Annotated in this window: 24 protein-coding genes and 2 tRNA genes; 19 read left to right on the forward strand and 7 right to left on the reverse strand. The window is 65.1% G+C overall.

Annotation, left to right across the window (positions count from 1 at the left end):
- Positions 1-59 precede the first annotated feature (59 nt).
- The 9 genes from thrS to TNMX_RS01300 all read left to right on the forward strand — a co-directional run bounded on the left by thrS (position 60) and on the right by TNMX_RS01300 (position 9,412).
- Positions 60-2,039 carry a threonine--tRNA ligase gene (gene thrS / locus TNMX_RS01260; RefSeq protein ID WP_038028667.1) on the forward strand — a complete coding sequence of 660 codons (1,980 nt, stop codon included), beginning with the start codon at positions 60-62 and terminating at the stop codon, positions 2,037-2,039.
- Positions 2,039-2,827, forward strand: coding sequence for a PaaX family transcriptional regulator C-terminal domain-containing protein (locus TNMX_RS01265; protein WP_019550352.1), 789 nt, complete (start codon positions 2,039-2,041; stop codon positions 2,825-2,827). The genes thrS and TNMX_RS01265 overlap by 1 nt, the downstream gene beginning before the upstream one ends.
- The gene (locus TNMX_RS01270; protein WP_038028669.1) at positions 2,824-4,014 is read left to right on the forward strand and encodes an ABC transporter substrate-binding protein; all 1,191 of its coding nucleotides are present in this window, start codon (positions 2,824-2,826) and stop codon (positions 4,012-4,014) included. The genes TNMX_RS01265 and TNMX_RS01270 overlap by 4 nt, the downstream gene beginning before the upstream one ends.
- Positions 4,015-4,062: 48 nt before the next feature.
- Positions 4,063-5,280, forward strand: a complete 1,218-nt coding sequence (locus TNMX_RS01275; RefSeq protein ID WP_015718224.1) for an ABC transporter substrate-binding protein — start codon at positions 4,063-4,065, stop codon at positions 5,278-5,280.
- 134 nt (positions 5,281-5,414) lie between these two features.
- Complete coding sequence (locus tag TNMX_RS01280) at positions 5,415-6,182, forward strand: sugar phosphate isomerase/epimerase (protein WP_038028670.1); 768 nt, start codon at positions 5,415-5,417, stop codon at positions 6,180-6,182.
- Between the two features lie 96 nt (positions 6,183-6,278).
- The gene (locus TNMX_RS01285; protein ID WP_015718226.1) at positions 6,279-7,004 is read left to right on the forward strand and encodes a c-type cytochrome; all 726 of its coding nucleotides are present in this window, start codon (positions 6,279-6,281) and stop codon (positions 7,002-7,004) included.
- 13 nt (positions 7,005-7,017) lie between these two features.
- Positions 7,018-7,500: a cytochrome c gene (locus tag TNMX_RS01290; RefSeq protein ID WP_038028672.1), complete on the forward strand. Its 483-nt coding sequence runs from the start codon at positions 7,018-7,020 to the stop codon at positions 7,498-7,500.
- A gap of 10 nt (positions 7,501-7,510) precedes the next feature.
- The gene (locus TNMX_RS01295) at positions 7,511-8,140 is read left to right on the forward strand and encodes a ubiquinol-cytochrome c reductase iron-sulfur subunit (protein ID WP_038028674.1); all 630 of its coding nucleotides are present in this window, start codon (positions 7,511-7,513) and stop codon (positions 8,138-8,140) included.
- A gap of 9 nt (positions 8,141-8,149) precedes the next feature.
- Positions 8,150-9,412 carry a cytochrome bc complex cytochrome b subunit gene (locus TNMX_RS01300; protein ID WP_038028675.1) on the forward strand — a complete coding sequence of 421 codons (1,263 nt, stop codon included), beginning with the start codon at positions 8,150-8,152 and terminating at the stop codon, positions 9,410-9,412.
- Between the two features lie 64 nt (positions 9,413-9,476).
- On the opposite strand, the gene TNMX_RS01305 is transcribed toward TNMX_RS01300, so the two are convergent.
- Positions 9,477-11,096, reverse strand: a complete 1,620-nt coding sequence (locus TNMX_RS01305; RefSeq protein ID WP_038028677.1) for a 30S ribosomal protein S1 — start codon at positions 11,094-11,096, stop codon at positions 9,477-9,479.
- 198 nt (positions 11,097-11,294) lie between these two features.
- On the opposite strand from TNMX_RS01305, the gene TNMX_RS01310 reads away from it, so the two are divergent.
- Genes TNMX_RS01310 through TNMX_RS01330 form a run of 5 tightly spaced genes read left to right on the forward strand, consistent with a single transcriptional unit; the run spans position 11,295 to position 13,859 of the window.
- Complete coding sequence (locus tag TNMX_RS01310; RefSeq protein WP_038028679.1) at positions 11,295-12,410, forward strand: M20 family metallopeptidase; 1,116 nt, start codon at positions 11,295-11,297, stop codon at positions 12,408-12,410.
- Positions 12,407-12,883 carry a YbaK/EbsC family protein gene (locus tag TNMX_RS01315; protein ID WP_038028681.1) on the forward strand — a complete coding sequence of 159 codons (477 nt, stop codon included), beginning with the start codon at positions 12,407-12,409 and terminating at the stop codon, positions 12,881-12,883. Before TNMX_RS01310 ends, TNMX_RS01315 begins: the two co-directional genes overlap by 4 nt.
- Before the next feature lie 2 nt (positions 12,884-12,885).
- Positions 12,886-13,164: a hypothetical protein gene (locus TNMX_RS01320; RefSeq protein ID WP_038028683.1), complete on the forward strand. Its 279-nt coding sequence runs from the start codon at positions 12,886-12,888 to the stop codon at positions 13,162-13,164.
- A gap of 9 nt (positions 13,165-13,173) precedes the next feature.
- The gene (locus TNMX_RS01325) at positions 13,174-13,458 is read left to right on the forward strand and encodes a hypothetical protein (protein WP_038028685.1); all 285 of its coding nucleotides are present in this window, start codon (positions 13,174-13,176) and stop codon (positions 13,456-13,458) included.
- Between the two features lie 2 nt (positions 13,459-13,460).
- Entirely contained in the window at positions 13,461-13,859 is a 399-nt protein-coding gene (locus TNMX_RS01330) for a hypothetical protein (protein ID WP_038028687.1), read from the forward strand.
- A gap of 30 nt (positions 13,860-13,889) precedes the next feature.
- On the opposite strand, the gene TNMX_RS01335 is transcribed toward TNMX_RS01330, so the two are convergent.
- Positions 13,890-15,245: a sodium:alanine symporter family protein gene (locus TNMX_RS01335; RefSeq protein ID WP_038028689.1), complete on the reverse strand. Its 1,356-nt coding sequence runs from the start codon at positions 15,243-15,245 to the stop codon at positions 13,890-13,892.
- Between the two features lie 2 nt (positions 15,246-15,247).
- Positions 15,248-16,072, reverse strand: coding sequence for a DUF4388 domain-containing protein (locus TNMX_RS01340; RefSeq protein WP_052037884.1), 825 nt, complete (start codon positions 16,070-16,072; stop codon positions 15,248-15,250).
- Between the two features lie 94 nt (positions 16,073-16,166).
- Here TNMX_RS01340 and TNMX_RS01345 point away from each other — a divergent pair, with 94 nt between their 5' ends.
- Together TNMX_RS01345 and TNMX_RS01350 are read left to right on the forward strand one after the other, a co-directional pair.
- Entirely contained in the window at positions 16,167-16,865 is a 699-nt protein-coding gene (locus TNMX_RS01345) for a carboxylesterase (RefSeq protein ID WP_038028693.1), read from the forward strand.
- Positions 16,866-16,875: 10 nt separating this feature from the next.
- Positions 16,876-17,622, forward strand: a complete 747-nt coding sequence (locus TNMX_RS01350; protein ID WP_038028695.1) for a ZIP family metal transporter — start codon at positions 16,876-16,878, stop codon at positions 17,620-17,622.
- Here the strand turns inward: TNMX_RS01350 and TNMX_RS01355 are convergent.
- The 3 genes from TNMX_RS01355 to TNMX_RS01365 all read right to left on the reverse strand — a co-directional run bounded on the left by TNMX_RS01355 (position 17,575) and on the right by TNMX_RS01365 (position 18,513).
- Positions 17,575-18,285, reverse strand: a complete 711-nt coding sequence (locus tag TNMX_RS01355) for a DNA/RNA nuclease SfsA (RefSeq protein WP_151165759.1) — start codon at positions 18,283-18,285, stop codon at positions 17,575-17,577. The two genes, TNMX_RS01350 and TNMX_RS01355, sit on opposite strands and share 48 nt — an antisense overlap.
- A 36-nt stretch (positions 18,286-18,321) precedes the next feature.
- Positions 18,322-18,414: transfer RNA gene (locus TNMX_RS01360), tRNA-Ser, on the reverse strand.
- An 8-nt stretch (positions 18,415-18,422) separates the two neighbouring features.
- Positions 18,423-18,513, reverse strand: a tRNA-Ser gene (locus TNMX_RS01365).
- 54 nt (positions 18,514-18,567) lie between these two features.
- Here TNMX_RS01365 and TNMX_RS13190 point away from each other — a divergent pair.
- From TNMX_RS13190 to TNMX_RS01375, 3 genes are read left to right on the forward strand one after another with little or no spacing between them, the layout of a single operon-like run.
- Positions 18,568-18,807 carry a HEPN domain-containing protein gene (locus TNMX_RS13190; RefSeq protein ID WP_253269347.1) on the forward strand — a complete coding sequence of 80 codons (240 nt, stop codon included), beginning with the start codon at positions 18,568-18,570 and terminating at the stop codon, positions 18,805-18,807.
- Entirely contained in the window at positions 18,728-18,952 is a 225-nt protein-coding gene (locus TNMX_RS13195) for a HEPN domain-containing protein (RefSeq protein ID WP_253269348.1), read from the forward strand. Before TNMX_RS13190 ends, TNMX_RS13195 begins: the two co-directional genes overlap by 80 nt.
- Positions 18,915-19,247 carry a nucleotidyltransferase domain-containing protein gene (locus TNMX_RS01375; protein ID WP_038028697.1) on the forward strand — a complete coding sequence of 111 codons (333 nt, stop codon included), beginning with the start codon at positions 18,915-18,917 and terminating at the stop codon, positions 19,245-19,247. The genes TNMX_RS13195 and TNMX_RS01375 overlap by 38 nt, the downstream gene beginning before the upstream one ends.
- 164 nt (positions 19,248-19,411) lie before the next feature.
- On the opposite strand, the gene TNMX_RS01380 is transcribed toward TNMX_RS01375, so the two are convergent.
- Complete coding sequence (locus TNMX_RS01380; RefSeq protein WP_038028699.1) at positions 19,412-20,848, reverse strand: SWIM zinc finger domain-containing protein; 1,437 nt, start codon at positions 20,846-20,848, stop codon at positions 19,412-19,414.
- Positions 20,849-20,878 lie beyond the last annotated feature (30 nt).

The following is a 20,878-nucleotide window of genomic DNA, read 5'->3' on the forward strand; positions in this document are numbered from 1 at the left end:
AGCCCCGGGGGCCTGAACGGAGCCTGAACGGGGCGTGAACAGGGGATATAGTAGAGGCCATGACGGTCTACCTTCCAGACGGCAAGCCCTTGGAGCTCCCCCCGGGGGCCACGGCGAAGGACGTGGCCCGGGCCCTGGGGGAGGGCTGGGAGCGGCGGGCGGTGGGGGCCATCGTGGACGGGGAGCTTTACGACCTCTTGAAGCCCCTCCCCGAGGGGGCCAGGGTGCGCCTCCTCACGGAGAAGGACCCCGAGTTCCAGACCCTCTTCCGCCACACCCTGGCCCACGTCCTGGCCCAGGCGGTGAAGGAGTTCTTCCGGCAGAAGGGCTATGACCCGGAAAGCGTGAGGCTCGGGGTGGGGCCCGTGATTGAGAAGGGCTTTTACTACGACATAGAAGCCCCCGAGCCCCTCTCCGACGAGGACCTTCCCGCCATAGAGGAGAAGATGCGGGAGATCCTCAGGCGGGACCTCCCCCTAAGGCGCTTCGTCCTCTCCCGGGAAGCGGCCCTCGCCCGCTACCGGGGGAAGGACCCCTACAAGACGGAGCTCATCCTGGAGATTCCCGAGAGCGAGGAGATCAGCTTCTACCAGCAGGGGGACGAGGCCTACGGCTTCACCGACCTCTGCCGCGGCCCCCACGTCCCCTCCACGGGCCGCATCCCCCCCCACTTCAAGCTCACCCACGTGGCGGGGGCCTACTGGCGGGGGGACGAGAAAAGACCCATGCTTCAGCGGGTCTACGGGGTAGCCTTCCGCACCGCCGAGGAGCTAAAGGAATACCTCTGGCAGCTGGAGGAGGCCAAAAAGCGGGACCACCGCCGCTTAGGGCGGGAGCTGGAGCTATTCCTGATCGATCCCATGGTGGGGAAGGGGCTGGTGCTTTGGCTTCCCAAGGGGAACGTGATCCGGGAGGAGCTCATGGCCTTCATGCGGGAGGAGCAGATCAAGCGGGGCTACCAGCTGGTCACCACCCCCCATATCGGGAGCCTCGAGCTTTACCGCACCAGCGGCCACTACCCTTACTATGCGGAAAGTCAGTTCCCCCCCATCAGCTTCAAGGAAAGGGGCGAGGAGGAGGAGTACCTCTTAAAGCCCATGAACTGCCCCCACCACATCCGCATCTACGCCTTTAAGAAGCGCTCCTACCGGGAGCTTCCCTTGAGGCTTGCCGAGTTCGGCACCGTCTACCGCTACGAGAAGGCGGGGGAGCTTCTGGGCTTGACCCGGGTACGGGGCTTCACCCAGGACGACGCCCACCTCTTCTGTACCCCCGAGCAGGTGAAGGAGGAGTTTTTGGGGGTCTTGGACCTGGTTCTGAAGGTGCTTTCCACCCTGGGCCTTAAGGACTATAGGGCCCGCATCGGCACCCGGGACCCCAAAAGCGACAAGTACGTGGGGGACGAGGCTAAATGGTCCCTGGCGGAAAGGCAGATTGAGGAGGCAGCCCTGGAAGCTGGTCTCCACTACACGGTGGAGGAAGGGGATGCCGCCTTCTACGGCCCCAAGCTGGACTTCGTGGTGAAGGACGCCCTGGGAAGGGAGTGGCAGCTCGGCACCATCCAGGTGGACTACAACCTCCCTGAGCGCTTCGGCCTCACCTATGTGGGGCCGGATGGGGCCGAACACCGCCCTGTCATGATCCACCGCGCCCCCTTTGGCTCATTGGAGCGCTTCATCGGCATCCTCATCGAGCACTTCGCCGGGGACTTCCCCCTTTGGCTTTCCCCGGTGCAGGTGGTGGTGGTGCCGGTTTCGGAAAAACAGGAGGACTACGCCAAGGAGGTGGTCTTTAAGCTCAAGGAAGCGGGCCTCAGGGCCGAGGCCGACCTCCGCCCCGAGCGCATGCAGGCCCGTATCCGCGACGCCGAGGTGCAGAAGGTGCCCTATGTCCTGGTGGTGGGGGACAGGGAAAAGGCCGAGGGCACGGTGAGCGTCCGCAGACGGCACCGGGGGAACCTGGGAAGCATGCCCCTGGCGGCTTTCCTCGAGGCCGCCCTTAAGGAATACAAGGAACGCCTTTTGGAGCCAACCCTCTGATGCGGGCCAGGTCCACCATCTTCACCCTCTTTGTGGAATACATCTACCCGGAACGGCGCGCCCGGGTGCGGGACCTCATCACCATGATGGAGGTCCTGGGCTTCTCCGAGGCAGCGGTGAGGGCGGCCCTCTCCCGGAGCGCCAAAAGGGGCTGGGTAGTGCCGGAGCGGCGGGGGCGCATCGCCTACTACGCCCTTTCCAACCGGGTCTACTGGCAGGTGCGCCAGGTTCGGCGGCGCCTCTACGAGGCCAGGACCTCCTGGGACGGGCGTTTCCTCCTGGTCCTGCCGGAAGGCCCAAAGGAGCGGGGGGAAAGGGAACGCTTTCGGCGGGAGATGGCCCTTTTGGGCTACGGCAGCCTGCAAAGCGGGGTCTACCTGGGGGCGGGGGTGGACCTCGCCGCCACCCAAGAGCTCCTCGCCTTTTACGGGCTTTCCGCCACCCTCTTCCGGGCGGAACACCTCGGGCCGAAGGAGGAAGTGCTCCGCGCCTTTTCCCTTAAGGAGGCCTCGGCCCATTACCAAACCCTCTTCTCCAGCGTGCCCCCGGTGCTCGAGGACCCCCTTTTGGCCTTCCGGACCTTGACCCGTCTGGTGCACGAGATGCGCAAGCTCCTTTTCCTGGACCCTCTTCTTCCCCCCGAGCTCCTTCCCCCAGGCTTCCCAGGCCCCTCCGCCCGGGAGCGCTTCCTCACCCTTCGGGAAACCCTTTACCGGCAGGCCGAACCCTTCCTTAAAAGGCTCTCTCTCAGCCCTCTCACCCCGGGCGGGATAACCTTTAGGGGATGAGGCGGTTTCTATCCCTCTCCCTGATCGTCGCCACCCTGGCCCAGGGCCAGGTGGTCATCCCCTTCTGGCACACGGCAGGCCCCCCAGGGAATACCGTCCTGGAGGAGGCCATAAAAAGCTTCAACAAGTCCCAGCGCACCTACCGGATTGAGGCCCGCTACGTGGGGGACTACCGGGAGGCAGGGGTAAAGCTCCTGGCCGCCTTGCGCTCGGGGGGTGCCCCAGTCCTTTTCCACGGGGAGCTTTCCTTCCTCCCCCGCCTGGCCCAGGAAGGGGTGGCCTTGGCTCTGAACCCCTACCTCCAGAACCTGCCCAGGGACCTCTATCCGGAGATGATGCGAACCACCCAGGTCCGGGGGCAGACCTATGGCCTTCCCTTGGGGCTATCCGTGCCCGTCCTCTACTACAACAAGGATGCCTTCCGCGCCCGGGGCCTTAAGCCCCCCAGGACCTGGGCCGAGGTGGAGGAAGCCGCCAGCAGGCTCACCAGCCGCACCAGCAAGGGGCTTGTTATCTCCACGGACATCTGGAGCTTCAACGCCATCGTCATGAGCCTGGGGGGAAGCTTGGTCAAGGATGGGCTTCCCGCCTTCACCTCCAAGGAGGTGGTGGAGGCTTTGGAGATGCTTTACCGCATGGTGCAGAAGGGGCACGCCCAGGCCAGAAACCTGGCCGAGGCCCAGTTCGCCGTGGCCGATTTCCTGCGCACCAAGGCCTTCATGGGAATCGGACCCACCACCGCCTTGCCGGTGGTGCTGGCCCAAACCTCCCTGCCCTTTAGCGTGGGCCTGGCCCCCCTGCCCCGGCGGGAAGGGGGTGCGGTACCCCTTTCCGGGGCAGCTTTGGCGGTGCTCAAGGGGGCAAGCCCGGAGCAGGCCCAGGGAGCCGTGGCCTTCTGGCTCCACTTCCTGGAACCCAAACGCCAGGCGGAGTGGGTGCGGACCACCTGGTACCTGCCCTTGCGAAAAGAAGCGGAAAGGGAGCTTGCCGATTTCCTGAAAGACCCCGAAAGGCAGGCGGTCTTCGCCCAGGCGGAGGTGGGGCGCCCCTGGAGCCAGGACCCGGAGCTGGTGGTCTGGTATAGCTATCTGGAGGAAGCCCTGGAACGAAGCCTGAAGCAGGGGGTGAAGCCCCAGATGGCCCTCGAGGAGGCCCAGAGGAAGGCCATGGGGGTGGAGAGGCGCTAAAGAAGCCCCTGACCCAGGCTTGACTTTTGGGATGGTAAAATCCCCCCCATGAAACAGCCCTTAGCTCTGGCCCTAGGGTTTCTCCTCCTTCCCCTGGCCTTGGCCCAGGCCGGCACCCGCACGGAGGTTTCCTTCTGGCACTCCATGGATGGCCCCGCGGGGAGGCTTCTTTCCACCTTCGCCCAGGAGTTCAACGCCCGCCAGGGGCTCTACCGGGTGGTACCCCAGTATGCAGGGGACTACCGGGATGCCGAAACCAAGCTGGTGGCCGCCCTACGCACGGGAAGCCAGCCCGTGCTTTTCCAGGCGGAAATCAGCTTCTTCCCCCGGCTGGTGGGGGAAGGCCGGGCCCTGGCCCTGGATGGTTATCTGAACCTGGAACGCGCCTTCCTGGAGGATCTCTTTGAACCCGCCTGGAACTACGGGGTCATGGAGGGGAAGCGTTACGGCCTTCCCCTAAACACCTCCACCCCGGTTCTCTTTTACAACCTGGACGTCTTCCGGGCCAAGGGGCTTAAAGCCCCGAGGAACTGGAAGGAGTTTGAGGAGGTGGCCAAGGCCCTCACCTCCCGCCAGGCCAAGGGCTTCATCTTCGTCACCGACCCCCAGGCCTGGCTCTTTGAGGCCATGGTGACCAGCCGGGGGGGGAACCTGGTGTGGGAAGGCAAGCCCAACTTCACCTCCAAGGAGGCCCTCGAGGCCCTGGAGATGCTGGTGCGCTTAAACCGCGCCGGGGCCCTTTCCGCAAGGAGCATGGCCGAGGCCACCTTCGCCCAGCTGGACTTCGTGCGCACCAAGGGGATGATGGTCATGGCCTCCATCGCCAACTGGCCCGCTGCAGAAAACTTCTCCTTCGCCTTCACCTTAGGGGTGGCCCCGGTACCCCGGGAACCCGGGGGCAAGGTACCCATGGGCGGGGCCCAGTTGGTGGTCCTGCGGGGGGCCACGGAGGCCCAGGTGCGGGGTGCCCTGGAGTTTTGGAGGTACCTGATGGAGCCCGAAAACGTGGCCCGCTGGGTGGAGGCCAGCTACTACGTGCCCGTGCGCAAGTCGGCCATCCCCCTCCTGGAGGGCTTCTACCGGGAAAACCCCTTCCGCAAGGTGGCCTTCGAGCAGATCGCCCACGCCCAGGAACGCCCCCGCATTCCCCAGTTCTCCGCCTGGGCCGGCGTCCTGGCAGAAGCCCTGGAAAAAGCCCTAAAGGGCGGGGTTCCTCCCCAGAAGGCCCTGGAGGAAGCCCAGCGGAAGGCGGAGGCCATCCGGTAATACCACTCCACCCTGGCTCTGCCAGGGTGGGGACCCCGATAAACCCCTCCTCCAAGCCACGTCTGGGAGTACCTAAGGGGCACAATAGGGCGAGAAGGGGTTAGCTCCTCCATAAAAACCCTAAAATGGCAGGGATGCGCCTAGGTTTCAGTCCCTTCAATGCGGAGATGGGCTATGAGGAAGCCTTCCGCCTGGCGGCGGAGCTGGGGCTGGACCTCGAGGTTCCCTACGACTTGCACGAGGTCCTGCCCCTTCCCGACGCCAAGACCTTGCGGGCCACGGGGGAAGCCCTGGGGGTGGGGTTCACCCTGCACCTTCCCTTCGTGGAGATGAACCCAGCCAGCCTCATCCCCAGCGTCCGTGCCTTGGCCGAGGAGCGCCTCAAGCGGGCCCTGGAGTTTGGCGAGGCCCTGGGGGCCAAGGTGGGGGTCCTCCACACCGGCCAGGTACCCGTGCGCCACCCCATGGCCATAAGCCTGGCCCGGGAGACCCTGGAAAAGACCCTCTCCGCCCTCCTTCCCCTGCCCTTCCCCGTGGCTTTGGAAAACCTGGCCCTTGCCGAGGAGGATCTCCTCCGGGGCCCGGAGGAGCTAAGGGCCCTCCTGAATCGCTTCCCCCAGTACGGGTTCTGCCTGGATGTGGGCCACGCCCTGGTGGAGCTAGGTCCCCTGGGTCCTTTCCTCTACTGGGAGGCCTTGGGGGATAGGCTTCTTCACCTGCACCTCCACGACAACCACGCCCGCCGGGATGACCACCTGCCCGTGGGCACGGGAGCCGTGCCCTGGGAAAGGCTGGCCCCCCGGCTGAGGAGCTTCCCTGCCACCGCGGCCCTCGAGGTGGGTGGGAACATCCAAGGAGTACGCCAGAGCCTTTCCCGTCTGCAGGCCCTCCTTGCCTCCTGAGCCTCCCCTTCCATAAGCGGGGACATCTGTCCTTGCCAGGGTACGCTTATAGTAGTGGAGTGGGGGTTTGTACCCCCCTTCACAAAGGGAGGCAGAATGGTCGTAGACCGGATTGAGGTGTACCTGGACGGGGCCAGCGAGCCCCTGGCGGTTCTGAAGGAACCCCCTTACCGGCTAAACCTGGACACCCGAAAGATCCCAGACGGGGAACATGTCCTGCGGGTGGTAACCCACTTCCGCGGCGGAGGCGAGGAGATTCGAGAAATCCCCTTCACCGTTAACAACTACCCCGACGTGATGGTCCTGGGCCTGGACGAGGGGGGAGAGGTGGCGGGGACCCTCGAGCTCCGCCTGGCCGTGGGGGAACCCGAGCTCCCCGTGGAGCCGGTGCGCTTCAACCCCATCTGGTACGTGGTGGCCTCGGTGATCGTGCTGGGCGGCATCTGGGCCTACTTTGCCCTTTCCCCTACGGCGGAGAAGGTGGCGGCCGAGCTGGCCCCCCCAGCCCAGGAAGCCCAGGCTCCCAAGGAAGGCGCTGGCCAAGCCGCCAACGTGGACCAAGCCCTCATGGAAAAGGGCAAGTCCATCTACGAGGCCAACTGCGTCGCCTGCCATCAGGCCAACGGCCAGGGGATGCCCCCTGCCTTTCCTGCTCTGGCGGGAAATCCCAACCTCAAAGACACCCAGCTGGTCCTGAACACCATCAAAAACGGCCGTGGGGCCATGCCAGCGGTGGGCGCCGCCTTCTCGGACGAGGACCTCAAGGCCGTGGCCACCTACATCCGCAACAGCTTCGGCAACAGCTTCGGCCCGGTGGAATAAGGAGGGCTAAGGTATGTACCGCAATGACCCCATCGTACCCACCTTCGCCCTCATCCTGGCCGCAGGCCTCTTCTACATGGCCTACCTGGATGGGCTCCACATCGCCCGCCTCCTGGGCCACACTCCAGAGGAGCTTTCCGTGGGCCAGATCGGGCTGATGGCCTTCGGCGCCGTCTTCCTTCTCTACGGCCTCATCGGCCTGGTGTCCTACTGGTTGGAGGGAGTAGAGCTGCGCCCCGGCCGCCATTTCCCCACCCCTTCCACGGCTCCGGTGGCAGTAGGGGTGATCCTGGTCCTCCTCCTCACCGCCCTTTCCGGTTTCTTCGTGCGCCTCATCGTTTACTCCGCCCAGACCGGCCACAACCCCACCTGGCTCCAGGGCTTTGTCTTCGGAGCCATCAGCCTGGTGGTGGCCGCCCTTTTTGGCATTTACAAGAAGTTCTTCGGCCGGGACGAGGTGGTCACCGAGGAGGAGAAGAGCCACTTCCCCTGGTAAGAGGTGAAGCATGGACGAACGCGAGATTCGCTTGCAAAGATCCCGCAGGCGGCTTTTCCTGAAGACCGCCATCGGCACCGGAATCGGCCTCTCCCTGGTTTCCGCCTTCTACGTGGGGGCGAGCCTGCGCCCCAAGGCCGAGGTCACCCCGGAGAAGGAACCCCTGAAGCCGGGGGACATCCTGGTCTACGCCCAAGGCGGGGGGGAGCCCAAGCCCATACGCCCCGAGGAGCTCAAGCCCGGCGACCCCTTCGTTCTGGCCTACCCCATGGACCCCAAGACCAAGGTGGTGAAAAGCGGCGAGGCCAAGAACACCGTCTTGGTGGTGCGGTACAACCCGGGTGAGCTTTCCCCGGAGGTGGCCCAGAACGGGGTGGAAGGGATCGTGGCCTACTCCGCCGTCTGCACCCACCTGGGTTGCATCGTGAGCCAGTGGGTGGCGGACAAGAAAGCGGGCCTTTGCCCCTGCCACGGTGGAATCTATGACCTCGCCCACGGGGCCAGGGTCATCGCCGGCCCCCCGCCCAGGCCTGTCCCCCAGCTTCCCCTTAAGGTGGAAGAAGGCGTCCTGGTGGCCGCCGGGGAGTTCCTGGGCGAGGTGGGGGTGAAGGCGGAAGCGGGCTTCTGCCGCCACGTCTAGGAGGGAAGCATGTACAAGTGGTTAGACGAACGCCTAGACCTCACAGGCTTTTACCAGAAGGTCTTGCGCAAGGCCTTCCCGGTGCACCACTCCTTCTTCCTGGGGGAGATCACCCTCTTCGCCTTCATCGTCCTGGTGCTCACCGGCATCTTCCTCACCTTGAACTTTGAGCCTTCCATCCGGGAGGTGAAGCTCCCCGACGGCCGCACCGTGCCCGCCGCTTACGCCAGTGTTCTCTACATAGACAGCCTTCCCTTCGGGGCGGTGATCCGTAGCCTCCACCACTGGTCGGCCCACGTGATGATCGCCGCCGCCTTCCTGCACATGCTCCGCATTCTCCTCTCGGGGGCCTACAAGAAACCCCGGGAACTCAACTACCTGGTGGGCCTGGTCCTTTTGGGCCTGGCGGTGGTCACCGCCTTCACCGGCTACGCCCTTCCCTACGACAACTACGCGGTCACCGCCACCCGCATCGGCTACGGGATCGCAAACTCCATCCCCTGGGTGGGTACCACCCTGGCCCAGGTGATGTTCGGGGGAGAGTTCCCGGGCTCGGAGAAGTCCATCCCCAGGCTTTACAGTCTCCACGTCCTCTGGCTGCCCCTGCTTCTCATGGCCCTCATCGGGGCGCACATGGCCATCATGATGAAGCAGAAGCACACCCAGCCCCGGTATGCGGAAAGGGTGGCCCCTGGAAGGATTCTCGGCGTGCCCATGTACCCCCAGCAGCTGGTGATGATGGGCATCCTCTTCGCCCTGTACGTGGGCATCATGACCATGATCGCCGGGGCCTTCCTGGCCCACCCCATCGAGGCCTTCGGCCCTCCCACCCCCAACACCCCGGCGGTCAAGCCCGACTGGTACTTCCTCTGGATCTACGGCATCCTGCAGATCATCCCCTCCAGCTGGGAGTTCCACCTCTTCGGGGCCACCATAGGACCGGAGTTCATCGGGGGGGTGGTGATCCCGGGGATCCTGGCCCTGGTGGGGCTTCTTTTGCCCTTCGTGGACACCCGCAAGGACAAGATGCGCTACATGGAGCTTCCCTCGGAGCATCCGGTGCGCACCAGTGTCATCCTGGCCCTTTTGGTCTTCTTCCTCATGGCTACCCTGGCCGGGTACAAGATCGACTTCCAGCAACAGGGCTCCATCCTGGGGAACAACGCTGTGCTCTGGACCCTGGTTCTGGGCGGGCCCTTGCTCACCTACATCGTTTCCTACACCCTGCTCCGCATCTTCTACGGAAAGGAGGAAGCCCCGCACAAGGCCTAGGCCCCTTGGCCTACTAGAAGGAAGGCCCCCGCCTGTGGCGGGGGCCCTTGCATAATCCTTCAGCCTAAGAGGACTTTTCCTCCTCGAGGCCCAGGCTCGCCAGCAGGTCGCCGTAGAGGTCGCCCAGCTTCACGCTGGCGCTTGCCGTGGGCACCGCCGAGGCATCGTACAGGTTGTACTCGGCCACCGCCCCGTACTCGTACTCCCGGCGCTCCTCCCGGCGGGGTCCGGGCTTCCTCTTGCCCCGGGCCTCCTTGCCCTTGGCCCGGCGGGGCCGCTCCTCCTCGGTCTTGGGAGGAGGCGGGGGCAGCAGGCGCTTGCGGGAGAGGGAGATCCGCTGCTCCACGGGGTCGATGTTGAGGACCACCACCTCCATCTCCTCCCCCTTCTTGAAGAGGGCGGCGGGGTTCTCAATGCGCCCGTGATCCAGCTCGGAAACGTGGACCAGCCCCTCCATGCCGGGTTCCAGCTCCACGAAGACCCCAAAGTCGGTGATCCCGGTGATCTTGCCCTTCACCACGGTGCCCGGGGGATACTTCTCGGTGAGGAGCTGCCAGGGATCGGGCTGGGTTTGCTTGAGGCCCAGGGAGAGGCGGCGCTCGGCGGGATCCAGCCTCAGCACCACCGCCTCCACCTCGTCCCCCTCCTTCACCACCTCGGAGGGATGCTTGGGCCTTTTGGTCCAGGAAAGCTCGGAGATGTGGATGAGCCCCTCGAGGCCAGGCTCCACCTCCACGAAGGCCCCGAACTGGGTGAGGCCCACCACCTTGCCCCGAACCCGGCTTCCCACCGGGTACTTCTCGGCCACGGTGGTCCAGGGATCGGGGATCAGGGCCTTGATGGAAAGGTTGACCCGCTCCTTCTCGGGGTCCACGGAAACCACCTGGGCCCGCACCTTCTGCCCCTTGTGGATGACCTCCTTGGGGTGGTTAAACCGCCCCCAGGTGATCTCGGAACGGTGCACCAGGCCGTCCACCGGGCCCAGGTTCACGAAGGCCCCGAAGTCGGTGACGTCCACCACCGTACCCTCCACCACCTGGCCGGGCTGCAGGCTTTGGAAAAAGGCCTCCTTGGCCCGCTTCTGTTCCTCTTCCAAAACCGCCCGACGGGAGAGGAGAACCCGCCCCTTCTTGCGGTTAAACTCGATGATCTTTACCAGGATCTGCTGGCCCACGTAGGCATCCAGGTTGGGGATGCGCTTGAGGTCCAGCTGCGAAGCGGGGATGAAGGCGGACACGCCATCCAGGTCGGCAACCACGCCCCCCTTGACCTTCTCCTTCACGGTGACGGTCACCGGCTCGCCCTTCTCATAAAGCTCCCGGATGCGGTCCCAGTGCTCCGTGGCCTCCACCCGCTTGCGGGAAAGAAGGACCTGGCCCGTTTCGGGGTCCACCTTGATCACCTGGACCCGCACCAGATCCCCGGGCTTCAAAAGGGCCTTTAGCTCCTCCTCGGGAAGGGACTTCTCCGTAAGCTCGTTAAAGGGGATGATGCCTTCCGTCTTCGCGCCGATATCTACCGCCACACCCTCCGAGCCCACCAGGACCACCTTGCCCGTCAGGATGTGGCCCGGGCGCACGCGCTTTTCCAAGCGGGCCTCGGTTTCCTGAAGGGCCTCCTCCATGCTGAAGGTCTGGCCTGGGGTCAAGTTGGCTTCGCTGACCTGGGTCGCCTTTTCTTCCATGCCGCCTCTTTCCTCCTTACGCGCCTTCCAGGGAAGGCGGGCGCATTTTGCGCACGTCCACACGAAAAGGAGGGGGAGAAGCCTCACTCCCCGCTTCCGTGTGAACCGGCCCCGAAGGGCATACCCTTCTTTTATACCACGGAGAGGCCCCCTTGCCAAGAGGCACCAGGCCCCTTGGGCTTAGGTCATAATGAGCCCATGGAAACCCTAGCCTGGATGCAGGCGAAGCTCCCTGAGTTTTTAAAGGACCTCGAGGCCTTCGTGCGCCGGGAATCCCCCTCCAAGGACCTGAAGGGCCTAATGGAAGCGGCGGCCTTCCTGGAAGAGGCCTTCGGGCCCCTCCAGGGGCGGCTTTCCCGCAAGGACACTCCCTTGGGCCCCATCCTTCTCTTGAGGCGGGAAGGGGAAGGGGCCCCGGTCCTGGTGCTTTGCCACTACGACACCGTCCACCCCAGGGGAAGCTTTCCCGAGCCCTTCCGCCTGGAAAGGGACCGGGCGGTGGGGCCAGGGGTCTACGACATGAAAGGGGGCATCGTGGCCTTGCTCTATGCCCTCCGCCACGCGGAGGCCGCGGGAAGGAAGCTTCCCCCTTTGGAAATCCTCTTCACCCCGGACGAGGAGATCGGCTCCAAGGAAAGCCGGCCCCTCATCGAGGCCGCCGCCAGAAAGGCCCGGGCGGTGTTGGTCATCGAGCCCCCCACGGCGGAAGGGGATCTCAAGGTGGCCCGAAAAGGGGTGGGGCTTTACCGGCTTAAGGCCCTGGGCAAGGCTGCCCACCAGGGGGTGGAGCCGGAAAAGGGAGTGAACGCCATCCTGGAACTCGCCCACCAGATCGTGAGGGTGGCAGCCCTCGAGGACCGGGCAAAGGGCACCACCCTGGGCCCCAACGTGGTGGCGGGGGGCACGGTGAGCAACGTGGTGGCGGAGGAAGCCTGGGTGGAGATCGACCTCCGGGCCTGGACCCTGGAGGAGGTGAAGCGGGTGGAGGAGGGCCTCAAAAACCTCACCCCCATCCTCCCCGGGGCCAGGCTGGAGCTTTCCGGAGGCCTGAACCGCCCTCCCATGGAGCCCACGGCGGAAAGCCTGGCCCTCTTTGAAAAGGCCCGGGCCATCGGCGAGGCCCTGGGCCTCTCCTTGCGCCCGGGGCGGGTGGGCGGGGGATCGGACGGCAACTTCACCGCCGCCCTTGGGGTGCCCACCCTGGACGGCCTCGGCCTCTTTGGGGGCGACGCCCACCAGAAGACCGAGTACGTGGTGGTCTCGGAGATCCCCCGGCGCACGGCCCTGCTGGCCGAACTCCTCTATGCCCTATGAGCCTCTCCCCTTCCGCAAAGAAGGTGCAAAGGTTGTTGGAGGAAAAGGGCTTCGGCCATCTAAGGGTGGTGGAGCTTCCCACCTCCACCCGCACTGCCCAGGAGGCGGCGGAGGCCGTGGGGGCCGAGGTGGGTCAGATTGTGAAAAGCCTGGTCTTCCTGGGAGAAAACGGGGCCTACCTCTTCCTGATAAGCGGCAGAAACCGCCTGGACCCCTCCAAGGCCCAAAGGGCCACGGGCGAAGCCCTGAGGCGGGCCACCCCGGAGGAGGTGCGCGCCCTGACCGGCTACGCCATCGGCGGGGTGCCCCCTGTGGGGCACGAAACCCCCCTTCCGGCCTTTTTGGATCCGGACCTCCTGGCTTACCCCCTGGTCTGGGCTGCAGGGGGTACTCCCAAGGCCCTCTTCTCCCTGACCCCAGAGGAGCTTCTGGCCCTCACAGGGGCCCAGGTGGCCGATCTCAAGGAGGCCTAGGCATGTGGTTCCTCCGCAAAGACCCCCATGTGAAGCCCGAAGGGCCTTTGGCCTTCCGGGTGCGGGTGCGCACGAAAAGCGGCGAGGTGGTGGAGCTAAGGCTCTCCAAGAGCATGGAGATCAGCCCGGTGGAAGGAGGCTACTACGTGCGCAAGGAGATCGTGGCCCCCAAGAGCCTGGACCGGGCGGTCCTGGAGATCTGGTTTGACACCCGTTATCGCCCCATGCGCAAAAGTATTGAGGGAGGAGAGCTTATACCTATTCGGGAATGGAACGGCTAGAATAAGGCCATGGAAAAGTTCTTGCTACTCCTGGGCCTTTTGGTCATGGTGTACAACGTCTTTTACGGCTTTCGGCTCAAGCGGGCCATCCCCGGCGGGGTCATGGGGGAAAGGGGCGGGCAGATGCTCGGGCTCATCGTCTTCTTCGCCCTTGCCTACCTGGTGGTCCTGATCCTCACCTGGAGCGAGCCCAGTAGCCTCCTCCTCCTTCTCCTCTCCCTGATCCTCCTTTTGGGGGCGGTCTTCGTCTACATGGTCCTGCGCCTGGTGGACGCCATCGTGGCCTCCTTGTAGCCATGGTCTTCCGCCGTAACCCCAATCCCCCGGAAACCGACTGGAAGCCCACCCAAGAGGAGTGGCGGGTCTACACCCTCTGCGACGGTCGGCGCACCGAGGAGGAGGTGGTGCGGGAAAGCGGCCTCGGGGAGGAGGCCTACGTCATCCTGGCCGCTCTTCTCAAGCGGGGTTTGATCCTGCCCGTGGAGGGCGCCAAGGAGCTTTGCCAGAAGCTGGTGGGCCTCCTCAAAACCCGGCTCGGCCCCAAGGCCAATCCCTTTGTGGCCCGCCTGGAGGGGTGCCAAAGCCGGGAGGCCCTCGAGGAGGAAGCCTTACGGGTGGCCCTCAAGGTCAAGCTCACCCTGGACCGCAAAACGGGGGAGGAGCTGGAAAAGGCCATACGGGCGCTATTCCATTGAACGAGAATCGTCCCTTGGAAAAACCGCCGGTCAGCGGGGTGGTATCCAGGGCTCGCCCCGGAAGAAGCCGTAGACCAGCCGGCCCACCACCGGCCCCAGGAGGATGAGGCCCAGGAGGTTGGGGATGGCCATGAGGCCGTTTAGGGTGTCGGAGATGGCCAGGAAGGCCTCGAGGCCCCCCAAGGGCCCCACGAAGGCCAAGACGGCGAAGGTGAGGCGGTAGGGCCAGCGGATCCCCTCCCCGAAGATAAAGGCCGCGGCCTCCTCCCCGTAAAACCCCCAGGAGACCATGGTCCCCAGGGCGAAGACCGCCACGGTGACGGCCAGGATAAGCCCGCCCAGGGGATGGACCTGAAAGAGGGCACCTGCCACCTCGGTGGCGCTTCCTCCCCCTCGCCAAAGCCCCGAGGCGATGAAGGTAAGGGCGGTGAGGCTGGTCACCAGGAAGCTCACGAACATCTCCGTGACCCCCCAGAAGCCCTGGCGCACGGGATGGTCCACCTGGGCCTGGGCGTGGGCGATGGGCGCGGAGCCCAAGCCCGCCTCGTTGGCGAAGATGCCCCGGCCAAGCCCGGCGTTGATGGCGGCAAAGAGGCTATACCCCGCCGCCCCCCCCAAGGCTGCCTCCGGGCTGAAGGCCGCCTGGAAGACCAGGGCCAGGGCCTCTGGAATCTGGCCCCCGTAAACCACCAGAAGGGGAACCACCGCCACCAAAAAGAGAAGGAGCTTCAAGGGCACCACCACCTGGGCGAAGCGGGCCACCCGCACGATGCCTCCCCCCAGCACCACCCCCACCAGCAGGGCCAGGAAAAGCCCCACCAAAGCTGGAGGCGCCCCTAAAGGAGCCAAGGCACCCCCCACCGCCCCAGCCTGGGAGAGATTGCCGATGCCAAAGGCGGCCACGGCGGCGAAGAAGGCGAAGAAGTAGGCCAGAAAACGGAGCCTGGGTAGGCCCCGGTACAGGTAGTACATGGGCCCGCCGGAAACCGAGCCATCGGCATAGCGGCGGCGGAAATGAACCGCCAAGGTGGCCTCGGCGAACTTGGTGCCGGTGCCGAAGAAGTAGCCCAGCCACATCCAGAAGACCGCCCCCGGGCCCCCTACGAGCACCGCCGCCAGCATGCCCAAAAGGTGACCGGTCCCCACCGTGGCGGAGAGGGCCACCATGGTGGCCTGGAAGGGCGTGATCTGCCCGCCGAAGCCGTAGGTGCGCTCGCGGATGGCTCCCAGGGTTTCGCTGAAGGAAACCCGCATCATCCGCAAGGGGGCGCTGAACCAGCGGACCTGGAAGATGACCAGATAGGCCCCCACCAGGAGGAAGACCAGCTTCATGGGAAAGCCGTATACGACCCGGTTGAGATACTCGTTTAAGGCCAGGATATCCATGGCTATACCTCCGGCACCACCTCCACCCTATCCCCCCGCCTGAGGCGGAGGCGCCTGAGATCCTCCTCCAATAGGCCCAGCCGGCCCGGGATGTTGGGCCTGGGCCGCACCTCCATCACCACCTCGGGAGGCCTTAGGCGCAGGCGGAACCCGTGGCGGATGGCCCGGGCCCACTCGGCGTAAAGGGCCTCGTCCACATAGGCCACCCCGGACCCCGGGCCGTAGATGGGAAGGACCAGAAGGGAAGCGGGAGGCACCTCCACCAGGGGGACCGCCTCGAGGGCCCCCATTTGCAAGAGGGTATGCAGGATGCGGGCCAGGCGCAGGGTCCCGGGGGCCAGGAGCACCTCCACGATGCGTTTTCCCTCCACCTGGGCAAGAACCCGCAAGGCCTCGGGGCCAAGTTCCACCGCACCTCCCTTTGCGGGCAGGCGCAGGACATACCCCCAGTCGGCGGGAAGGGCAAGCCCCCGCCACTGAGCCTCGGCCTCGGCCAGGCGAGCAGGCACCGCAAGCCCCCCAAGAAGGGTGGTATGGGGAGGCGACACCTCGGGCTCAAAGCGGTAGGGAGCCCGTTTGATCCCGGTGAGAAGGTCCAAGGCTTCCTCCCCCTCCAAGACCTTCTCCCCCGAGCGCACCCGGGCGTGGACCACCTGGCCGTTTTGCAGGAAGACCTCCCCCTCCAGGTAAGGGGTGCGGAGGAGAAGCCGGCCCGTGCGCCCGGTGCTCATCAAAGCCCCCACCAAAGCCGAGAAGGGAAACTCCGCAAGGTTGCCTTCAAGGTGGCCTGAAGGTTGCCCAGAATGGCCCGGCGGTTGACCCAGCATTCCCCCCCGTTTTACCACGCCACCTCCCAAGCGTCCAGGCGGGGTACCCTGTTGCTTTGCCCGAAGGGCAAACCCATTTGCGTAAGCTAGGGGCATGAACCTCCTCTTGCTTCACGGGTTTACCTCGCATCCCGTCCTCACCCTGGGTCCCTTGCCCCAGGTGTTGCGGGAGGCTGGGTTTCAGGTGAGCCAGCCAGCCCTTCCCGGCCACGGCACCCGGCCGGAGGACCTCCTCAAGGTGCGGTGGCAGGACTGGCTGGAAACAGCCCGGGCTTTTTACCGGGAACTGCCCGAGCCTCGATGGGTGGTGGGGCTTTCCATGGGGGCCCTGCTTTCCGCCCACCTGGCGGCGGAAACCCCCACCCAGGCCCTGGTGGCCCTGGCCCCGGCCATGGCCCTCAAGCATCCCCTTGCCCCCCTGGCGCCCCTCCTGGCCTGGCTGATCCCCCGCTTTCCCGGCCCCGATTCCATCCAGGACCCCGAGCTCAAGAAGCAAAACCCCAACTACCCCTACTTCCCCACCCGGGCCCTGCTTCAGCTTCTGGCCTTAATGCGCCGCACCCCGGAGGTCCTGCCCAAGGTGAAGGCCAACGCCCTGGTGATCGAGGCGGGCCGGGACAAGGTGGTGGACCCCGCCGGGGTGCGGGGCTACCATGCCCTTTTGGGAAGCTCGAGGAAGGAGTACCTGGTCTTTCCCGAAAGCGGACACGACCTTCTTCTGGACCGGGACCGGGAAGCGGTGGCCCTGGCGATCCGGGATTGGCTTATTGCTAATAGTACTCACTCGCATTAAGATAAAGGCCATGGAGCCTGCCCCTATCTCCCCCTGGACCGTCTTCCTATACGCCCTTTTCACCGCTATCGCCACGGGCCTGGGAGCCCTACCCTTCCTCTTCACCCGCCGCATCCTGGCCCACCACCTGGGCCTGGCCAACGCCGCGGCCGCTGGCCTGATGCTCTCGGCCAGCTTCGGCCTCATCTACGAGGGGGTGCACTACCACCTGGGCCGCACCCTCTTGGGGGTGGTCCTGGGTCTTCTTTTCATCCAGCTTTCCCACCGCTTCCTCCATGGCCGGGAAGTAAGCTTCGGGAGCCTGAACGGCCTGGATGCCCGCAAAGCCCTCATGATCGTGGGGATCTTGACCCTTCACTCCTTCGCCGAGGGCGTGGGGGTGGGGGTGGCCTTCGGGGGCGGGGAGGCCTTGGGGGTTTTCATCACCCTGGCCATCGCCGTGCACAACATCCCAGAGGGCTTGGCCATCAGCCTGGTCCTGATCCCCAGGGGGGTTAGCGTCCTGGGCGCTGCCCTTTGGAGCGTTTTCTCCAGCCTGCCCCAGCCCCTTATGGCCGTACCCGCCTTTCTCTTCGTGGAGGTCTTCAAGCCCGCCTTGCCGGTGGGCCTGGGCTTCGCCGCCGGGGCCATGATCTGGATGGTGGCGGCGGAGATCCTCCCCGAGGCCCTGAAGGAAGCCAAGGCCGAGGGGGTGGCCACGGTCCTCACCCTAGCCGCGGCCGTGATGGTGGCCTTCCAGATCCTCCTGGGAGGGTAACCAGATCCAGGGAAGCTGTTCCTCCAGGTGGAGGGCCTCGAGGGTCGGCCGCACCCGGTAGGCCAGAAGCTGCACCCCAGCCCGCTTTGCCTCCCGGGCTGCCTGGTAAAGAACCCGGTCCTCAGGGTCGAGGGCAAAGGCTCGGGCCAGGGGATGCTGGACCATCCACACCGCATAGGCCAAGCCCCCGGCCCGGGCAAACCCCGAAAGAAGCCTCAGGTGCCGGGCCCCTCGAGGGGTAGGGGCATCGGGGAAAAGGGCCAGGTCTCCCTCCACCCGGTTGCAGTTCTTGGCTTCCAAAAGGGCTTCCTTCCCCCCAATCCGGGCGGAGAAGTCCAGCCTCTCCCCTTCCAGGCGCACCTCTTTTCGCAAATCCGTAAGGGAGCCGAAAACCCCTTCCCTCAAAAGCAACTCCAGGAGACGGTTGGCCAAGGAGGCATCCACCCCCACCAGCACGCCCCGGCTCTCCAAAAGAAGAAGCCGCCCCACCGTCTTGGGGGTAGCCCTGGGATGGTAAAAGCAAGGGGTCCCGGGAAGGAGAAGCTCCCCCATCCGCCCGGAGTTGGGAAGGTGCAAGGGCCCCACGTCCGACTCCACCAGGAAGCGGTTTTTCCTCTTCAGGAAACGGCAGGGTTTTAGGGGAGACAAGGGCAAGGCCAGCATGACCAAAACGTTAGCCCGGTCTTAGACCGGGCTTTCTGGCGGAGAGGGCGGGATTCGAACCCGCGGTACCGGTTTTCCCGGTACAACACCTTAGCAGGGTGCCGCCTTCGACCACTCGGCCACCTCTCCAAGCCTTCTGGCGGAGGGTGAGGGATTCGAACCCCCGGTGGGCCTGAAGCCCACAGCGGTTTTCAAGACCGCCGCCTTCAACCGCTCGGCCAACCCTCCAAGGTATGGCCGCAAGGTTTACTATGCGGCAAGCTCCTCAGGTTGTCAATCGGGATGGGCTATACTGCCTTTGTGGAGCGAAGCCGGGACTTTATCCTTCAAGCAAGGAGGGACTTGGAGCACGCCCGCTTCGCCTTGGAAAAGGGGTTTTACGAGTGGGCCGCCTTCTCCGCCCAACAATCAGCACCTAGGGGCTGTGGCCTGGGGGCACTCGGTGCTGGGTCTTTTGGAGGAGCTGGCCAAGCGGCATCCCATAAGCGAGTCCCTCCTAGACGCAGCCAGCGAGCTGGATAAGGCCCACATCCCCACCCGTTATCCCGATGCCCTCCCTGAAGGGGCTCCCTTTGAGCGCTACCGGCGCCCCGAGGCCGAGCGGCTTTTGCAGCATGCCGAGGAAATCTATGCCTTCTGTCAGGGTCTTCTTCCCTCCTTGGACTAAAGAGGAAATCCTAAAGCGCCTGAAGGAAGGGCTAGCGGTGCTAAGGGAAGAAGTTCCCCTCCGGCAGGCCTACCTCTTCGGTTCCTGGGCCACGGGTCGGGCGCTACCGGGAAGCGACGTGGACCTCCTCCTCATCTACCAAGGCCCTGCCCGCGGGGACCTTCACCGCCTGGCGCGGAAGGCTTTTAAGGGCCTTCCGGTGGAACTCCATGCTTACACGGAGGAGGAAGCAAAGGCTTTAGAACCCCTTCTTAGGCAGATGCTGGCCCAGGCCATCCCCCTTCTGGACTCTTAGCGGAGCCAGGCCAGGACAAACCGCGGTTCACCGCCGCCAGAAGATGCGATTCCCAGCCTCCCGGATCAAGCTCCCGCAGGAAGCGGCCCGTAACATGATGGAGAACCACTTCCAAAATGGCAGGCCCTTGGAAGACCTCCACCCAGGGAAAGCGCTCCACAGGGCTATTCTGTCATAGGCCCATGGGGCTTTTCCGAGAGCCAAAAGCTGAGCTCCTCCTTCAGGGCGCGCCGACGGGGATAAGCCTGCAGCAAGGCCAAGGCCGCCTCACGGGCTGCCTTGGGGTCCAAACGGGAAAGGCGCCCAAGGAGCCTGGCTGCCTCCCGGTAAGCCTTGCGGGTTCCCTTTTCCACCTCGCGCCTTGCCGCCTCCAGGTAAAGCCTCTTGGCCTCCTCGGGAAGTTTCTCCTCCAGGGCCTCTGCCAAGGCGGGATAGGCCTCCGGCGGGGCGTTCCTCAACAGGCGGTCCAAGGCCTTCCAATCCTCCTCCAAGAGGTAGATGCGGGCGAGAAGAGCAGGGTCCCGCACCTGCCTGAGAAGAGCCTTGCGCTCCCGGTAAAACTCCCGGCCCAGCTTGGACTTTAGGGCCAGGTAGTCCTCGAGGTTCGGCCGTACCCCAAAGCGGGCCCGGTGGTCCTCCGGGCTCCCCCGATGGGCCACCAACAGGTCCAGAAGGGGAAGGAGCCTGGGGTCTTTTCCAAACCAGTCCCGGGCTTCCTCCGCATACCTTAATGCCTCCTCCACCCGTCCCAAGGCCATAAGGCGCTCCACCAGGAGGAGGTAGTCCCCAACCCCCTCCAGCCCCTCCCGCAAGGCGGAAAGCCCTTCCTCCACCCGCCCCAGGCGGAAGAGAAGCTCGGCCCTGAGCCCCCGCTTAAGCTCCAAGCCATCCCCACCCCTTAAAAGGTGAAGGGCCTCCTCCCCCCTTTCCCCCGCCACCTGCAGGAAAGCCTCCCGCAAGGCCTCGGAAGGGTGCCTCAGGTAAAGGTTCAGGAGGAAGGAAAGCCTAGGGGTGAGGGCCAGGTAGCGCTCCAGGGCTATCCGCAAGTAGGGCTCCGGGTCAAAGGGAGCTTCCAATAGCGCCTCCAGGTAGGCCTCCACCTCTTTCCTCCCCACCCGGTCCAGGCGCAAGGACAGGGCCCGGGCCTCCTCCTGCCCTCCCCCCAGCCGGAAGGCCCGGCGCAGGTCCTTCACCCCTTCCAGAAAGGCCTTTTCCGGGGCCAGGGCTTCCGCCAGGTAAAGGCCCACCTCGGGAAGGAGGGCGAGTTTTTTCAGGAGGCCCCTGGCCTCCTCAGGGGTTAGGGCCTCAATCAGGGGCGCCAGGTCCGGTGCCTTTTCCTCCACATAGGCGTAGAGGAGGGCCACCGCATGTTTGCAAGGGAACTCTGGATAAGGGCAGGTGCAACGGCCCCAAAGCCCCGGGCCCACCTCCACCCGGTAGGGCGCCTCTGCCGAGCCCTGCACCAAGCCCAAAACCTTCTCCCCCACCCGGAAGACCCTGAGCACCCGGCCCTCCTGGTAGTAGGCCAGCCCCCGGCGCAGCACCTCCCGGGGAACAAGGGAGGCGAAGTCCCTTTCCTCCCTGGGGGGGAAAGGCGGCACAGGATCAGTTTAAGGCTCGCCATCGGATGG

Origin of the sequence: Thermus sp. NMX2.A1 (assembly GCF_000511705.1) — a bacterium.
GTDB lineage: Bacteria > Deinococcota > Deinococci > Deinococcales > Thermaceae > Thermus > Thermus scotoductus.

What these genes read in the sequence shown, in the direction of transcription:
- TNMX_RS01265 (WP_019550352.1), top strand. Translation starts at nt 2,039, where the DNA reads ATGCGGGCCAGGTCCACCATCTTCACCCTCTTTGTGGAATACATCTAC.
- TNMX_RS01275 (WP_015718224.1), top strand. Translation starts at nt 4,063, where the DNA reads ATGAAACAGCCCTTAGCTCTGGCCCTAGGGTTTCTCCTCCTTCCCCTG.
- thrS (WP_038028667.1), top strand. Translation starts at nt 60, where the DNA reads ATGACGGTCTACCTTCCAGACGGCAAGCCCTTGGAGCTCCCCCCGGGG.
- TNMX_RS01315 (WP_038028681.1), top strand. Translation starts at nt 12,407, where the DNA reads ATGAGCCTCTCCCCTTCCGCAAAGAAGGTGCAAAGGTTGTTGGAGGAA.
- TNMX_RS01300 (WP_038028675.1), top strand. Translation starts at nt 8,150, where the DNA reads ATGTACAAGTGGTTAGACGAACGCCTAGACCTCACAGGCTTTTACCAG.
- TNMX_RS01340 (WP_052037884.1), bottom strand. Translation starts at nt 16,072, where the DNA reads ATGCTGGGTCAACCGCCGGGCCATTCTGGGCAACCTTCAGGCCACCTT.
- TNMX_RS01350 (WP_038028695.1), top strand. Translation starts at nt 16,876, where the DNA reads ATGGAGCCTGCCCCTATCTCCCCCTGGACCGTCTTCCTATACGCCCTT.
- TNMX_RS01330 (WP_038028687.1), top strand. Translation starts at nt 13,461, where the DNA reads ATGGTCTTCCGCCGTAACCCCAATCCCCCGGAAACCGACTGGAAGCCC.
- TNMX_RS01270 (WP_038028669.1), top strand. Translation starts at nt 2,824, where the DNA reads ATGAGGCGGTTTCTATCCCTCTCCCTGATCGTCGCCACCCTGGCCCAG.
- TNMX_RS01335 (WP_038028689.1), bottom strand. Translation starts at nt 15,245, where the DNA reads ATGGATATCCTGGCCTTAAACGAGTATCTCAACCGGGTCGTATACGGC.
- TNMX_RS01355 (WP_151165759.1), bottom strand. Translation starts at nt 18,285, where the DNA reads ATGCTGGCCTTGCCCTTGTCTCCCCTAAAACCCTGCCGTTTCCTGAAG.
- TNMX_RS01285 (WP_015718226.1), top strand. Translation starts at nt 6,279, where the DNA reads ATGGTCGTAGACCGGATTGAGGTGTACCTGGACGGGGCCAGCGAGCCC.
- TNMX_RS01375 (WP_038028697.1), top strand. Translation starts at nt 18,915, where the DNA reads ATGCCTTCTGTCAGGGTCTTCTTCCCTCCTTGGACTAAAGAGGAAATC.
- TNMX_RS13190 (WP_253269347.1), top strand. Translation starts at nt 18,568, where the DNA reads ATGGGCTATACTGCCTTTGTGGAGCGAAGCCGGGACTTTATCCTTCAA.
- TNMX_RS01280 (WP_038028670.1), top strand. Translation starts at nt 5,415, where the DNA reads ATGCGCCTAGGTTTCAGTCCCTTCAATGCGGAGATGGGCTATGAGGAA.
- TNMX_RS01295 (WP_038028674.1), top strand. Translation starts at nt 7,511, where the DNA reads ATGGACGAACGCGAGATTCGCTTGCAAAGATCCCGCAGGCGGCTTTTC.
- TNMX_RS01305 (WP_038028677.1), bottom strand. Translation starts at nt 11,096, where the DNA reads ATGGAAGAAAAGGCGACCCAGGTCAGCGAAGCCAACTTGACCCCAGGC.
- TNMX_RS01345 (WP_038028693.1), top strand. Translation starts at nt 16,167, where the DNA reads ATGAACCTCCTCTTGCTTCACGGGTTTACCTCGCATCCCGTCCTCACC.
- TNMX_RS01290 (WP_038028672.1), top strand. Translation starts at nt 7,018, where the DNA reads ATGTACCGCAATGACCCCATCGTACCCACCTTCGCCCTCATCCTGGCC.
- TNMX_RS01320 (WP_038028683.1), top strand. Translation starts at nt 12,886, where the DNA reads ATGTGGTTCCTCCGCAAAGACCCCCATGTGAAGCCCGAAGGGCCTTTG.
- TNMX_RS01310 (WP_038028679.1), top strand. Translation starts at nt 11,295, where the DNA reads ATGGAAACCCTAGCCTGGATGCAGGCGAAGCTCCCTGAGTTTTTAAAG.
- TNMX_RS01325 (WP_038028685.1), top strand. Translation starts at nt 13,174, where the DNA reads ATGGAAAAGTTCTTGCTACTCCTGGGCCTTTTGGTCATGGTGTACAAC.